Consider the following 13,100-nt stretch of genomic DNA (forward strand, 5'->3'; position numbering starts at 1 on the left):
TCGAAAAAAGGGAAAACACCATGCCTGCACGCCCCGCCCGCAACCCTGCCGCCGCCCCCGAGGCGGACCGGGTGCGGCTCGGTCTGAGCCTGCGCGGGCACCGCAAGGTGCGGCGGCTGACGCTCAAGGACCTGTCCGGCCGTTCCGGCGTCGCGCTGTCCACGCTGTCCAAGATGGAGTTGGGCCAGATTTCGGTCAGCTATGAAAAGCTGGCCGCCGTGGCGCGGGCGCTGTCGCTGGACGTGGGGCAACTGCTGGACGCGCGGGCCGCGGCGCCGGCCCCCGGCGCTGCAAAGCCGGTGGTGGTCTGGTCCGAGGCGGGCGGTGCGCCAGCCTACAGCTCTGGCAACTATGACTACGGCGCGCTGGCCGCCGGCTTTCCGGGCAAGCGCATGACGCCGATGCACGGCCGCATCGTGGCGCGCAGCCGCAGCCAGTTCCCCGACTTCATTCGCCACGCAGGGCAGGAGTTCGTAATCGTGCTGTCGGGCCGTGTGCGCATCGAGTTCGAGACCGGCGAAATCATCGAAGTGGGGCGCCATGAGTCGGCCTATTTCGACAGTGGCGTGGGCCACATCTACCTTTCGCTGGGCCGCAGCGATGCGCAGGTGCTGGTGGTGATGAGCGAATAGGGCTGCCTGGCCTTGTGTCTCGGGTTTGTACCCAGGTTCAGGTCGACAGCTTCTCCCAGGTCAGGTCAAATTTCAGCAGATATTTGCGCAACCGGTCCGCATCGTTCACCACGCTGCGCTGGGTACGTGAGACATTGAAGAGCACCCGCCCGGCGTCGCTGAGGGAAGCGCTTCTGCGGCAAACCTCAATCACGGCTTGAAGCTGTAGCTGTTCAAAGTAATCGAGTGTGTCCGCGGTACCTCCCATTAATTCGGCGAGTGAGGCAGCGCCGCCGCTGGCTTCCTGTTCTGTGGCCTGCCATTGCCAGCGTAGCCGCGCGATCTCGGCCTCCACCAGGCTCGCGCCGATGCGGCCGTTGTCGCCCAGCGTGGCAAGGCGGGTGATGGATGCGCTCAAGTCCCGAAAATTGCCAGCCCAGATGGCCTTGCCCGATTGTGCAAATCGCAGGTAGGCGGCGCGGGCTTCGGCGGTCATTCGGGTTTTTCTGCCCAGATCTTCGGATGCGAGCATGAGCTGGTGGTCCATGTTGGGCTCGATATCCTCCCGGCGCTGGCTGAGGCCGGGCAGGGTGTACGTCCACAGATTGATACGCGCAAAAAGATCCTCGCGGAAGCGCCCGCGGGCGACTTCCAGACGCAAGTCCTTGTTGGTGCCGGCGATCAGCTGGAAGCTGCTTTCGACTTCTTTGTCGGCGCCTACGGGCAGGAAGCGCTTTTCTTCCACGGCCTTGAGCAGCATGGCCTGCTCGTCCAGGCCCAGCTCGCCAATCTCGTCGAGAAACAGCACGCCCTTGTCGGCGGTGCGCAGCAGGCCGGGACGGTCATTGGCCGCCCCGGTGAACGCTCCCTTATTGTGGCCGAACAGCGTGGAGCCTGCACCGTCGCCGTGCAGCGTCGCGCAGTTCACGTCGACAAAGCTGCCGCTGACCTGGTGGCGTGACTTTTTGAGCTCGAAGATGCGCCGCGCCAGCATCGACTTGCCCGCGCCGGTCGGTCCGGTCAGCAGGATGGGCGCCTTGCTCTGGACGGCGATGTGTTCGATTTCCTCGATCAACTTGTTGAAGCGGGGGTTGCGTGTGGCGATGCCGCTTTTGAGGAAGGACACTGCATCTTGCTGCGCCACCGCAAGCCGCGTGTTGATCGCGTCATACCGCGAGAGGTCCAAGTCAATCAGTTCATAGCTGCCCACACCCTGGCCTTGCCGGCCCCTGGGCGGCGCCGTCTGCAACAGAACGCCGGGAATGAAGCGCGCCTCGACCAGCAGGAACAGGCAGATCTGCGCTACATGGGTGCCGGTGGTGATGTGCGCCCAGTACTCTTCGCGCTCGGTGTCGAAGGCGTAGGCACGCATCCAGTCATACAGCGCGCCATAGACCTCGCCGAAATCCCAGGGGTTGGCCAGGTTCATCTCGACCAGGCGAACCTCGGTGCCGGGCGAGAGCTGAACCACGTCTTCGCGCACCCTTTCGGCCAGCGCCTTGTTGCGCACGTCGTGCATCAGCTCCAGCCGGTCGACGATCAGGTCCTCATGCTGTGCGATCGACACCGTCGGCCGCCATTTCTCCCAACGGGAAGCACTCAGGCCCGAATCCAGTTGGGTACCCAGGAAACCCATCACCACTTTCTTCTTCATATTTCTAATGTACTAGCTTTAAAGCTAAAAAAATAGGAGAGATGAGTGAAGATGAACCGGTTATTTTTTGATTTTTATGAAAAATACTCAATTAAATCAATGATCTACGGTGATGGAGAAAAAGTTTTGAAGAGTTGGCACGCTGCCTGCAATACATAGTTCGTCACCACAACGGTGAATGCAAACAAGGAACAAGAACATGGCAAACACTCAACTATTTCAAAACAGCAAAGGCGCTTTCCCGTCTGCTTCCACCACTGTCAACGAGGCGGGTGGTGTGGCTTATGCTCTGGCACCTCGGCATGCGCTGGTGCAGTTGGCCGTCACCGGTTGCCTGAACAATGTTTACTACGCCGGTGCTGCCGAGCAACTGGACAAAGTGCTGGAGCTGGCTGCGCAGGTGGATGCGGGCTTCGTGGCCAAAACCGCCATCTATGCCCGTGAGCGCGGCCATATGAAAGACATGCCGGCGCTGCTGTTGGCCTCGCTGGCGACCCGCGATGTGGCACTGTTTGCCAAGGCGTTTCCTCGCGTCGTGGACAACGGCAAGATGCTGCGTAACGTGGTGCAAATTCTGCGTAGCGGCCGTGTGGGCCGTAAGTCAATGGGTTCGCGTCCCAAGAAGTTGGTGCAGGCCTGGTTGTGCAATGCAAGCGAGAAGCAGCTGCTGAACGCCAGCGTGGGTAACAGCCCGTCATTGGCCGACGTCGTGAAGATGGTTCACCCAAAACCGGCTGAGGCCTGGCGCGCCGCGTGGTTTGCCTGGTTGATTGGCCGTGACTTTGACGTGAGCCAGTTGCCCGAGGCGACGCGTGCTTTTGAAGCCTACAAAAAGGACCGCTGCGGTGCGGCACCCGATGTGCCTTTTCAGATGCTGACCGCGTTGAACCTGACCACCAACCAGTGGACCCAGATTGCCAAGAACGGCTCGTGGCAGATGGTTCGACAGAACCTCAACACCTTTGCGCGCCACGGTGTGTTTGGTACGACCAAGGCTGAAAAGGCCATTGCCGCCAAACTGCGTGATGTGCAGAGCATTGAGAAGGCCCGCGTGTTGCCCTACCAGTTGATGGCTGCCTACAAAGCGACGGATGAAACCGTTCCTCTGCAGGTACGTGAAGCATTGCAAGACGCGATGGAAATCGCGTTGAAGAACGTGCCCGCTCTGGTGGGTAAGGTGGTGGTGTGTCCTGATGTGTCGGGCTCCATGAGCTCGGCGGTGTCTGGACACCGTGGTTCTGCAACCAGTGCGGTGCGTTGTATTGACGTGGCGGCCCTGGTGGCTGCGGCTCTGCTGCGCAAGAACCCGGCAACCATGGTGCTGCCGTTTGAGCAGAAAGTCGTCAACTTGTCGTTGAACCCGCGTGACTCGGTGATGACCAATGCGGAGAAACTGGCTGCCGTGGGCGGTGGCGGAACCAACTGCTCGGCGCCGTTGGCCCTGTTGAACGCCGGTAAGGCCAAGGCAGACCTGGTGGTGCTGGTGTCGGACAACGAGTCATGGGTGGATAGCAAGCGTGCCGGTGCGACGCAAACCTTGCGTGAATGGGAAGTGTTCAAGCAGCGCAACCCGCAAGCCAGGTTGGTGTGTATCGACATCCAGCCTTACGCCCATACGCAGGCGCTTGAACGGCCTGACATCCTGAACATCGGCGGTTTTACCGATGAAGTGTTCAAGGTACTGGCTTTGTTTGCCGCGGGGGCGTTGGGAGCCGACCACTGGGTCGGATTGATAGACGAGCTGGCTTTGTAAGCCATGACTCGATGTGTTGAGCGTCGTCGCCTGAGGAATGCCGGTGTGATTACATCCAAACTGTTTCTATCACACAACTGTTAGTCCTCAGGCGGGGGCCTTTTTTAAAGATTGGCAAGAGGGTTTTCAAAAGCACGAATGCTGGCGGGATTACATTGGATATAGCCGGTTCGACTCTGGCCATGTGCATCACAGGAAACTGAATGCACATGAAAATCTCACCGATCCTTGTCGTGTTTTTGAAAGTTCTTGAAGAGAGAGCAAAAAGTTTTGATTGCCGGCGGCAAATGCGGTTGGAATTACAGCACTGTTAATGCCGAGGTCGCGGGTTCGAATCCCGCCGGTGCTGCAATGGGCTTGTGCCCGAGCCCATTGCAGCACCGTAGCTCAGTCTGGTAGAGCACGTATCCATTTCAACAATTTTGTTGCTGCTGGTGATCAAAAGGTTTTGGATGAATGCCCGTGAAATTACAGGTAGACGCGGCGTGCAAACGCTCTCGCGCTGAAAGGCGCGGGGTCTGGGTTCAAGCCCCAGCTTGGCAACAAGTGGCGGAATTTCATTTCACAAGCTCTAGTCATCCGTTTTTATTGAAAAAGGAAGAAAAACAATGAACTACCAACAACATGAAGTCACCGGCGGTGTGCCGGTCAAGATGTGGACCAACGGCGTACCGGTGGAAGCCCAGGCCCTGAAGCAGTTGGAAAACTCCGCCCGCCTGCCCATTGTGTTCAAGCACGTGGCCGTGATGCCCGACGTGCATTACGGCCTGGGCGCGACCATCGGCAGCGTGATCCCGACCTTCAAGGCGATCATTCCAGCTGCGGTGGGCGTGGATATCGGCTGCGGCATGATGGCCTGCAAAACCACGCTGCGCGCCGAAGACCTGCCTGACAACCTGGGTCCGCTGCGCTCGGAGATCGAAAAAGCCGTGCCGCACGGCTCGGCGCCCAAGACCTATCGCAGGAATGGTTCAGTGCGAGAGGTCGGCGCCTGGACGAATCCGCCCAGCGCGGCAGATGCGGCCTGGGGCCAGCTGGTCGAAGAGTTCGAGGCAATCTGCCTGGACTACCCACGCCTGAAGAACACCAACAACCACCGCCACATGGGAACGCTGGGTGGCGGCAACCACTTTGTCGAGGTGTGCCTCGACGAAGGCGGCGGGGTGTGGATCATGCTGCACAGTGGTTCGCGCGGGGTGGGTAACGCCATCGGTACGCACTTCATCGAGCTCGCGAAGAAAGACGCCGAGCTGCACCAGCGCAACCTGCCCGACAAGGACCTGGCCTACCTCGAAGAAGGTTCGCAGTACTTTGGCGACTATGTGCGCGGTGTGGGCTGGGCGCAAAAATTTGCGCGCCTGAACCGCGAGGTGATGATGCAGGCCGCCATTGGCGCGCTGCGCAAGGTGATCAGCAAGCCCTTCGAGACGCACCTGGAGGCGGTGAACTGCCACCACAACTATGTGCAGAAGGAAACGCACTTTGGGCAAGAGGTGTTTGTGACCCGCAAGGGTGCCGTGAGCGCCAAGGCGGGAGAGCTCGGGATCATTCCAGGCAGCATGGGCGCCAAGAGTTTCATCGTGCGCGGCAAGGGTAACCCGGACAGTTTCATGAGCTGCAGCCACGGAGCAGGTCGCACCATGAGCCGTACGCAGGCCAAAAAGCTGTTTACGGTGGACGACCAGATCAAGGCTACCGAAGGCGTGGAATGCCGCAAGGACGCGGAGGTGATCGACGAGATCCCGATGGCCTACAAGGACATTGACGCCGTGATGCTGGCCCAGAGTGATCTGGTGGAAGTGGTTTACACGCTCAAGCAGGTGGTGTGTGTCAAAGGTTGAGGGAGGGGGGCAAAAGGACAACGCTCTGCAGGCATTGTCCGGTCCTGCCCTGACGGCTCTTCGGGCAAAACTTGCCGAAGCAGGCTGCGTATTTGATTTTGCTGTTTACACGCTGGAGAAAGGCATTGATCCTTCTGCGGCGCTGCATCGGTGCGCGCTGGAGCTGCTGTTCGCGGACGTACGGGAGCGATGGTTGGTAAACCACCAGGAGGCCATCAAAAAATTTCCGCAATTTAGTGCGTCGAATTTTCATCAGCTCGACTACGACTGTGCCGCTGCGAGTCCGGAAATTTTGCCGGTGGAAAAAGTACAGGACCTCTTTTCCTGCGCGGCGCATCCAGCCGGTGCGCCTTGTTTGTTTTTGAGTTTTAGTGACCCACCTTACGGTTTCATGAAAGATGCTGACGCGAAGGCGCTGTTTGATCGGTGGTGTCAAATTTTAGGTTTGATCCCGGGCCATCTTCCTGAGGTGATCGACTGGGTTGGTGATCCTGATCTTGAACCATCGCGCAGCCAATGGAGTAACTATTTTGAAGCGGGAAAAGAGTGGTGGGGCATTTGGTGCCTGACGGTGTGGAACCCTGTTAACCGGACCTTGAGCGTGCTTGCCGCCAGCGCAACTGACTGATGATGAAAGAAGAAAAACAATGATTGAACTCGATGGCTCGCAAGGCGAAGGCGGCGGGCAGATTCTGCGCACGGCTCTGGCGCTCAGCTTGGTCACGGGCAAGCCGTTTCGCATGAACAACATCCGTGCGAAGCGGCCCAAGCCCGGCCTGATGCGCCAGCACCTGGCCTGCGTGAACGCGGCTGTGGCTGTGGGCGGCGGCGGCGATGAGACTTCTGCCGTCAATGCCACCGGTCAGGCCGTGCAGATTGGCGAAACCACGTTGCTGTTCACGCCAGGTGAGGTGCGCGCGGGCGACTACGAATTTGCGGTCGGCTCGGCAGGCAGCTGCATGCTGGTGCTGCAGACCGTGCTGTGGCCGCTACTGCAGGCCGAGGCGGCTTCGACGCTGCTGCTCAGCGGCGGCACGCACAACCCGATGGCGCCGTCGTGTTCCTTTCTGACCGCGCTGGCGCCTTATTTCGCCGGCAGCGGCGAGGCACTGTTTGACATTGAACTGCGCCGCCACGGTTTCTACCCGGCGGGAGGCGGGGAGGCGCGCGTGCGCCTGAACCCGCCCGCGCACGGCTTTTCGGCCATTCACCTCATGGAACGTGGCGCGTTGGTAGAGGCATACGCCGAATGTCTGCACGCCGGCCTGCCGAGAGGTGTGGCCGAGCGTGAGCTGGACGTGTTGCGCAAGGGGCTTGGCTGGCAGGAAGACTGCCTGCGCGACCGCGGGCTGCGCAGCAACGAAGGGCCGGGCAATGCGCTGCTGGCTGTCCTGCGCTATGAAAACATCACCGAGGTCTTTGCTGCCTATGGCGAAAAGAGCGTGAGTGCCGAGCAGGTTGCCCGCCGTGTGCTGCAGGAAGTGAAGGATTACCAGGCACACGAGGCGCCGGTAGGCCCGCACCTGGCAGACCAGCTGATGATTCCCATGGCACTGGCGGGCCTGCAGGGTCGGATGGGTCGCTATTGGGCGACGGAGCTGACCGAGCACACCCGCACCAATGCGCGGACCATCGAAGCCTTCCTGCCTGTGAAGTTCTCATGCGAGCCATGCGGTGGCGGAACGGTGATTTCGCTGCAGATGTGATGAATGGCCGGGTCATTCCTGGCCGATGCATGCCAATATGAAAACTGCGGGACGTTGCTGGTGTTGAGTCCGGAACCAGAGAAGCCTTACAGTATGGGCTGGTCGCATGAGGAACCTGCATGTCCAACGGCAAAAATACACTACCATCCGGCGCCCCCGATAAAGCCCAGATCGAGAACGCGATCGAAAAGGTCAATCGGCAGATCAAGATTCTGCGGGCCTTCAAAATATCGGTGACGCAAACCGGCTGGGATTCGAGCGTGGAGTCCCTGCAAAAGAAAGTCAACACCACCCTGGCCGACAGCTTTGGCGTGGGCACGCCCGAATACCGGCAGTTTGCCGTCGCGATACAGGATTTTCTGCTGGACAAGACTTTCGGCGACCGCTTCACGGACGACGAACGCCAGCAAAAAGTCAGGCAAGGGATCGATCTGGCCATCATGCGCGTGAATGCGGCCAAGAAGCTGCTGAGCGACTACCTCGATGGCACTGCAGCGCCGATAGTGGAGCCGGTTGCGGAGGCGAAACCGGTGCCACCGCCCCCACCACCGCCCCCACCAGCACCAGCACCAGCACCGGAACCAGCACCGGAACCGGAGCCGGAACCGGAGCAGATCTCCACACCTTCACCTTCCATTCCAACGAGGATGCCCATGTCCAAGACCGATCTCTCTTCCGCCACCGCGCCGCAAGCCGTGTCCGGTTCTCGCGTGGCCATCCTGGGCCTGGGCGGAGATGCCGTGGGCGACGCGTGCCAGTTCATGGAGCAGCTGGGGCTGGAGGCGGCGATACTCGACGCCGTCACCATCGACCAGCTGGAGGGGCTGCGCAATGTGGCGTTTTTGCTGCTCCTGCCGGGCAACAAATCCGATGCGCCAGCGGCCATGCTGGCCATCGGGTTCATGCTGGCCGCGCTCGGCCGTAACCGCATTGCCTGCCTGCTGTCCGAAGACGACGCCTTGCCGGATGTCCTGAAAGGCGCTACAAGCATTTCGGTCGACGAGGCCGGATTGTGGCGGCTGCTGCTGGCACGTGAAATGAAGCGGGCAGGCCTGGAAGTGGATCTGAACCTTGCCATGTGAGTGGCGCCCCGGCGGCATGAGTGGTGTCAGCGTGCCGTGGGTTTCGTTACTGCATCGTCAGGCAGCATGGCAGTGTCTCTTTGCATCAAGGCACGGACCAGCCAGGTAAACCACGCAGCGGCAATCGCTGCTGCAATCCAAACCAGCATCTGCCCCAGGCGCGCCTGATCGTCCAGCAGGTAGGCGTTGCAGACGCGTACCGGCGAAGTTTCATACAGGTTGCCCACGACTGCCATCATCGGCAGCACATTGCCCAGAAAGAAACCCTGCACCAGCAGGCCCGCCGCTTGCCAGGACAGGCGCACGGCGGCGCCGCAGGCCAGCAGGGCCAGGCATTTCAGGATTTCGATGCGGCCGTCCACCAGCGCAAGGTCTAGTACGCGGGGGATCATCAGGATCGCGAGCACCACCGCGGCAGCGAACAAACCGCTGATGCCGTGGGCATTCCAGAGCCCCAGGCGAGCCAGCCAGCGCCCCGGCAGTGCAGTGGCGAGCAGATAGCCGGCCAGCGCCAGCAGGGGATACTGCACCAGCATATGAAGTGTCATGCTGGCTTCCAGTCCATGCCGCAGGCCGGGCAAGGCCAGCAGGCAAAGCAGGGCGACGGCCATAACCGCCAGGGTGCCGCGCGAGGGAGGCGCCAGCCTCTTCATGGCGGGGCAGCCTGCGCAAGGTGCTGCGCATAGTCGAGCGCGAGCTGCTGTTCCGCGTAGTCAAAAATGCGAACCAGCCGGCCTTTCTGGTCGATGACCAGCAGCGCCGCGTTGTGTTCAAAATCGCCGCGGCCATCAGGAACCACCACGACCTGGAAACCCGCCAGCAGGCGCTGGGTGTCCCGCGGGTCCTGCACACGCACAAAGCGCCACAGCGCCGGGTCAGCGCTCAATCGTGCTGCATAGGCCTGCAGCACGGCGGGGCTGTCGTGACGCCCATCGAAGCTGATCGACAGCAGCTTGACCCTGCCGCCGCGCTCCTGCCTCGCCTGCAATATCTGCTGCATTTGCTGGAAGCTGCTGCCCATCGCCAGGCAGACGGTCTGGCAACGTGTGTAGATGAAATCCACCAGCGTGACGGACTGCCCGTCGGCGAGATGCTGCGACAGTGCCTGAGAGGCGATGCCGGGCCCGTCGACGCTGACTGCGGGGGTTGCGACAGGTCGCAGTGCAACTTCGAGCCGACGGGCGCCCTCGGCGGTCCAGACCTGAAAGTCGTGCGTCAGCCACGCGGCGGCGGCGTAACCCGCCAGGGCCAGCATGACGCTGAGCAAGGCGGTGCGAAGCATCAGGGCTGGCCCACCACGCTTGCTGCCCCTTCAGCTCAGGAGCTTTTGGCCGCCAGCGCCTTGAGCTCGGCAGCGCCGTTGAACGGTGTGGTGCGCGTGCCGGCCTTGCGTTCGGCTTCAAACAGCTCGGGCTTGACGGCCCCCGCCTTGTTGGACCATTCGGCGCGGACGTAGCTCGCCACCGCGGCCAGTTCGGCATCGCTGAGCTGCGCGAAGGCCGGCATGGCGCCCTTGAAGGTGTTGCCCATGACGGTGATCTCGCCCGTGACGCCGTGCAGCAGGATGTTGGCCACGGTGCGCTCGTCGCCGGTGACCCATTCGGAGCCGTCCAGCGGTGGAAACACCCCGGGCAGCCCTTTGCCGGTGGCCTGGTGGCAGGCCACGCAGTTGGCGGTGAACAGCTGTTTGCCGTTGGCCGCAGCGCCCGGCGCGGGGCCCGAGAGGTCCGCCAGGGTGCGCTTGTCACCCAGGTCGGCGCGGCCGAAGGAGCCGGACAGCACGATGTAGCCCGCGCCCCACAGCACCAGGGCCAATGCCCCGACCAGGAAGATTAGCGGGATGGGCTGGCTTTTTTCGGAAGGCTCGGCCTGTTCCCGCTCCTGGGCCCGGCTTTCAGATGTCTTGTCGTTCAGCATGGGATGACCTTGTGTGGCTCAGGGCTTGGGGGCGGGTGGCAGCACCGGGTAGGTGTGGTTCAGGCCCTGCAGGTACTTGACCAGGTCCAGCGCCTGCGGCGAAGGCACGACCACCTGGCCGATGTTCGGCCCGTAGGCGGGTGGCAGGGCCAGCGGCTGCTCGCCCTCGCTTTCGGCGTCTTTGGCGTCCTTCACCGTGAAAAGATAGGGGTAGGACGGCATGATGGAGCCGGGCACATAGGCGCGCGGCTGGTACAGGTGGCCCAGGTGCCAGTCCTTGCTCGGCTGGCGCGCCCCGATGTTGAAGAGGTCCGGCCCGGTGCGCATGCTGCCCAGCAAATGCGGCCTGTCATAGAAGTAATCGCCCGGCACCGAGGCCCGGCCCCAGCCGCGCTCCGCGTCGGGGCCGAAGTTCCGGTCACGCGGCTGCTGGCTGTGGCAATAAACGCAGCCATTGGCAATGTAGACCTCGCGCCCGCGGAGTTGGGCGCTGGTGTAGTTTTTCAGCTCCGGCGGCGGTTTGATGTCGCGTACCTGCATGTAGGGCATCACCACCAGGGCCGCCGTGGCGATGCCCAGGGCCACCATGGCGCCCGATGCCAGCTTGACTTCATTTTCCATGAGCGGCTCCCATTTCAGCGCTGCGTGCGTCGTTGGGCCAGAAGAGGGCGGCGCCCGCGCGGCCCGGCCCGAAGCGAAGCGCCATGGCCAGGAAATGGCCGACGAACACCAGATGGCTGAGTACCATCAGGCCGCCGCCCACGGATCGCCATTTCAGGTAGGGCAGGGTCAGCTCGACGGAAGCCATGAAGGGCTGGGCGGCATCCAGCATCGCCACACCTTGAAGCCAGCCGCCGATGGTGAGCCCGACAAAATATATCGTCACCCCGACAGCCGCCAGCCAGAAATGCAGGGTGATCAGTTTCGGGTACGGCCACTCCCAGTTCAGCACCCGGGGCATCATGAAATAGATGGCGCCGAACAGCACCATGGTGACGAAGGCATAGGCGCCCAGGTGCGCATGGGCCACCGTGAAATGGGTGAAGTGGGTGATCTGGTTGACGCTGCGCAGCGCCTCCAGCGAGCCCTGCAGCGATGAGGCAAGGTACATCAGCCCGCCGAACATCATGAAGCGCAGCGTCGGCGAATAACGCGCCAGGTGCATGCGCCCCTGCAGCGTGGCGCCCATGTTGATGCTGAAGGCGATCACCGGAATCACCATCATGACGCTCTGCACGATCGACAGCGTGATGAGCCAGCCGGGCACCGGGCCGCCGATGAGGTGGTGGCCGCCGACCTGGCCGTAGAAAAACGCCAGCGTCCAGAAGCCCAGCAGCGAGAGGTTGTAGGAGCGTATCGGCCGGCCGATGATTTTGGGCAGGAAGTAATAGATGGCGCCCACGCTCACGGGCGTGAACCACAGGCCCAGCACGTTATGCCCATACCACCAGTTGGTGGTGGCCTGCTGCACGCCGGTGTGCACGCCGGGCATCTTGCCGACCAGGAAGAGCAGGGCAATCCACAGCAGCGCCGCCGTCATGTACCAGACGCTGACGTACAGGTGCGAGACCTTGCGGTTGACCAGCGTGAACAGCACCGGCAGGATGACGAGGGCAAAGCCGGCGAACATGAAGATCGCGATCTGCCATGGAATTTCCAGGTATTCCATGCCGTCGTTCCAGCCGGTCGCGATGGCGCCTATGCCGCCGGCGATGCCCATGTTGATGAGCGCCCCGCCCAGCATGACCCAGATGGCGCCGTAGAGCCGGGTGCGCAGCAGTCGCGGCAGCAGCCACACGATCATTCCCAGCGCCGCATTGGTGATCCAGCCGTAGAGCACGCCGGTCAGGTGCACGGTGCGTATCCGGCCGAAGGTCAGCCAGGCATAGTCGGTGAGCCAGTCGGGCTCATGCAGCTTGATGGACGACACCAGCCCCGCCATCGAGCCCACGATGAGCCACAGGCAGGCAAAGGTGATGAACATGAACACCGGAAACGCGGTGGAGCGGTCGGACGTGATGCGGTCCAGCAGTTCGGCGGCGTCGGCCGCGTGCGTCTTGATGCCGCCTTCCTTCACTACCTTCTGCATTGACGCCTGTGCCGCGTCCTGTAGCGCGGGGTCGTCGACCTGGCCGATCTCGCCGTGCGCGAAGATGACGGAAGCCGCGACAGGGTTTTCTTGCAGCAGACCTTTGCGCAGCGACCAGATGAAGACAAAGAGTCCGATGATGGACAACAGGAAAGCACCCAGAAGGCTGAGGGCGGCGCTGTCCATCATGCAGCTCCCGCAGGCAACGCGCGCGGCATCGTCGGGTTCTCATTGCCCGCGCTCCGGGTTTCCAGAAAAAGCGGTGTCAGCCATCTGAACGACTGAGCCGGTCCGCCGCTTGTGCATGGTGCAACTGTCATGATTTCTCCGGTGTGAAAACCCGCAGACGCCATCTGCTGCCTGGCGCCGGTCGGGTGGGGCCGCGAGAACTTGCCGCAGGTGTTCCATACTACGCCTTTGATGGCTGCCAGCCTGGACGCCAGGCTG

Annotated in this window: 11 protein-coding genes and 1 pseudogene; 6 read left to right on the forward strand and 6 right to left on the reverse strand. The window is 61.9% G+C overall.

Annotated features, from left to right (window positions below; all coding sequences use genetic code 11):
• Window positions 1-20: 20 nt before the first annotated feature.
• On the forward strand, window positions 21-632 hold the full coding sequence (locus AC1DY9_RS00180) for a helix-turn-helix domain-containing protein (RefSeq protein WP_457279835.1): 612 nt from the start codon (window positions 21-23) through the stop codon (window positions 630-632).
• A 103-nt stretch (window positions 633-735) separates the two neighbouring features.
• Here the strand turns inward: AC1DY9_RS00180 and rtcR are convergent.
• Window positions 736-2,265 (reverse strand): annotated as a pseudogene (gene rtcR / locus AC1DY9_RS00185) (RNA repair transcriptional activator RtcR); the annotation flags it as partial.
• A 199-nt stretch (window positions 2,266-2,464) separates the two neighbouring features.
• Here rtcR and AC1DY9_RS00190 point away from each other — a divergent pair.
• The 5 genes from AC1DY9_RS00190 to AC1DY9_RS00210 all read left to right on the forward strand — a co-directional run bounded on the left by AC1DY9_RS00190 (window position 2,465) and on the right by AC1DY9_RS00210 (window position 8,647).
• Window positions 2,465-4,018 (forward strand): vWA domain-containing protein, encoded by a 1,554-nt coding sequence (locus AC1DY9_RS00190; protein ID WP_457279836.1) that lies wholly within the window; start codon window positions 2,465-2,467, stop codon window positions 4,016-4,018.
• Window positions 4,019-4,626: 608 nt separating this feature from the next.
• Window positions 4,627-5,859 carry an RtcB family protein gene (locus tag AC1DY9_RS00195; protein WP_457279837.1) on the forward strand — a complete coding sequence of 411 codons (1,233 nt, stop codon included), beginning with the start codon at window positions 4,627-4,629 and terminating at the stop codon, window positions 5,857-5,859.
• Window positions 5,846-6,487, forward strand: coding sequence for a hypothetical protein (locus tag AC1DY9_RS00200; protein WP_457279838.1), 642 nt, complete (start codon window positions 5,846-5,848; stop codon window positions 6,485-6,487). Before AC1DY9_RS00195 ends, AC1DY9_RS00200 begins: the two co-directional genes overlap by 14 nt.
• Before the next feature lie 19 nt (window positions 6,488-6,506).
• On the forward strand, window positions 6,507-7,565 hold the full coding sequence (gene rtcA / locus AC1DY9_RS00205) for an RNA 3'-terminal phosphate cyclase (protein WP_457279839.1): 1,059 nt from the start codon (window positions 6,507-6,509) through the stop codon (window positions 7,563-7,565).
• A gap of 119 nt (window positions 7,566-7,684) precedes the next feature.
• A complete protein-coding gene (locus AC1DY9_RS00210) occupies window positions 7,685-8,647 on the forward strand; it encodes a hypothetical protein (RefSeq protein WP_477665503.1) in 963 nt (320 codons plus the stop codon).
• 26 nt (window positions 8,648-8,673) lie between these two features.
• On the opposite strand, the gene AC1DY9_RS00215 is transcribed toward AC1DY9_RS00210, so the two are convergent.
• The 5 genes from AC1DY9_RS00215 to AC1DY9_RS00235 are packed head-to-tail and all read right to left on the reverse strand — an operon-like array spanning window position 8,674 to window position 12,839.
• Complete coding sequence (locus tag AC1DY9_RS00215; protein WP_457279841.1) at window positions 8,674-9,300, reverse strand: hypothetical protein; 627 nt, start codon at window positions 9,298-9,300, stop codon at window positions 8,674-8,676.
• Entirely contained in the window at window positions 9,297-9,929 is a 633-nt protein-coding gene (locus tag AC1DY9_RS00220) for an SCO family protein (RefSeq protein ID WP_457279842.1), read from the reverse strand. The genes AC1DY9_RS00215 and AC1DY9_RS00220 overlap by 4 nt, the downstream gene beginning before the upstream one ends.
• A 35-nt stretch (window positions 9,930-9,964) precedes the next feature.
• Window positions 9,965-10,564: a c-type cytochrome gene (locus AC1DY9_RS00225; protein ID WP_457279843.1), complete on the reverse strand. Its 600-nt coding sequence runs from the start codon at window positions 10,562-10,564 to the stop codon at window positions 9,965-9,967.
• An 18-nt stretch (window positions 10,565-10,582) separates the two neighbouring features.
• Window positions 10,583-11,185: a cbb3-type cytochrome c oxidase subunit II gene (locus AC1DY9_RS00230; RefSeq protein ID WP_457279844.1), complete on the reverse strand. Its 603-nt coding sequence runs from the start codon at window positions 11,183-11,185 to the stop codon at window positions 10,583-10,585.
• Window positions 11,175-12,839, reverse strand: coding sequence for a cbb3-type cytochrome c oxidase subunit I (locus AC1DY9_RS00235; protein WP_477665504.1), 1,665 nt, complete (start codon window positions 12,837-12,839; stop codon window positions 11,175-11,177). The genes AC1DY9_RS00230 and AC1DY9_RS00235 overlap by 11 nt, the downstream gene beginning before the upstream one ends.
• Between the last annotated feature and the right edge of the window lie 261 nt (window positions 12,840-13,100).

The sequence above is a fragment of the Polaromonas sp. P1_F6 genome (assembly GCF_056405695.1).

Excerpts from the sequence above, each read along its gene's own strand:
- AC1DY9_RS00190 (WP_457279836.1), top strand. The coding sequence starts at position 2,465 with ATGGCAAACACTCAACTATTTCAAAACAGCAAAGGCGCTTTCCCGTCT.
- AC1DY9_RS00215 (WP_457279841.1), bottom strand. The coding sequence starts at position 9,300 with ATGAAGAGGCTGGCGCCTCCCTCGCGCGGCACCCTGGCGGTTATGGCC.
- AC1DY9_RS00180 (WP_457279835.1), top strand. The coding sequence starts at position 21 with ATGCCTGCACGCCCCGCCCGCAACCCTGCCGCCGCCCCCGAGGCGGAC.
- AC1DY9_RS00195 (WP_457279837.1), top strand. The coding sequence starts at position 4,627 with ATGAACTACCAACAACATGAAGTCACCGGCGGTGTGCCGGTCAAGATG.
- AC1DY9_RS00220 (WP_457279842.1), bottom strand. The coding sequence starts at position 9,929 with ATGCTTCGCACCGCCTTGCTCAGCGTCATGCTGGCCCTGGCGGGTTAC.
- rtcA (WP_457279839.1), top strand. The coding sequence starts at position 6,507 with ATGATTGAACTCGATGGCTCGCAAGGCGAAGGCGGCGGGCAGATTCTG.
- AC1DY9_RS00210 (WP_477665503.1), top strand. The coding sequence starts at position 7,685 with ATGTCCAACGGCAAAAATACACTACCATCCGGCGCCCCCGATAAAGCC.
- AC1DY9_RS00230 (WP_457279844.1), bottom strand. The coding sequence starts at position 11,185 with ATGGAAAATGAAGTCAAGCTGGCATCGGGCGCCATGGTGGCCCTGGGC.
- AC1DY9_RS00225 (WP_457279843.1), bottom strand. The coding sequence starts at position 10,564 with ATGCTGAACGACAAGACATCTGAAAGCCGGGCCCAGGAGCGGGAACAG.
- AC1DY9_RS00235 (WP_477665504.1), bottom strand. The coding sequence starts at position 12,839 with ATGGACAGCGCCGCCCTCAGCCTTCTGGGTGCTTTCCTGTTGTCCATC.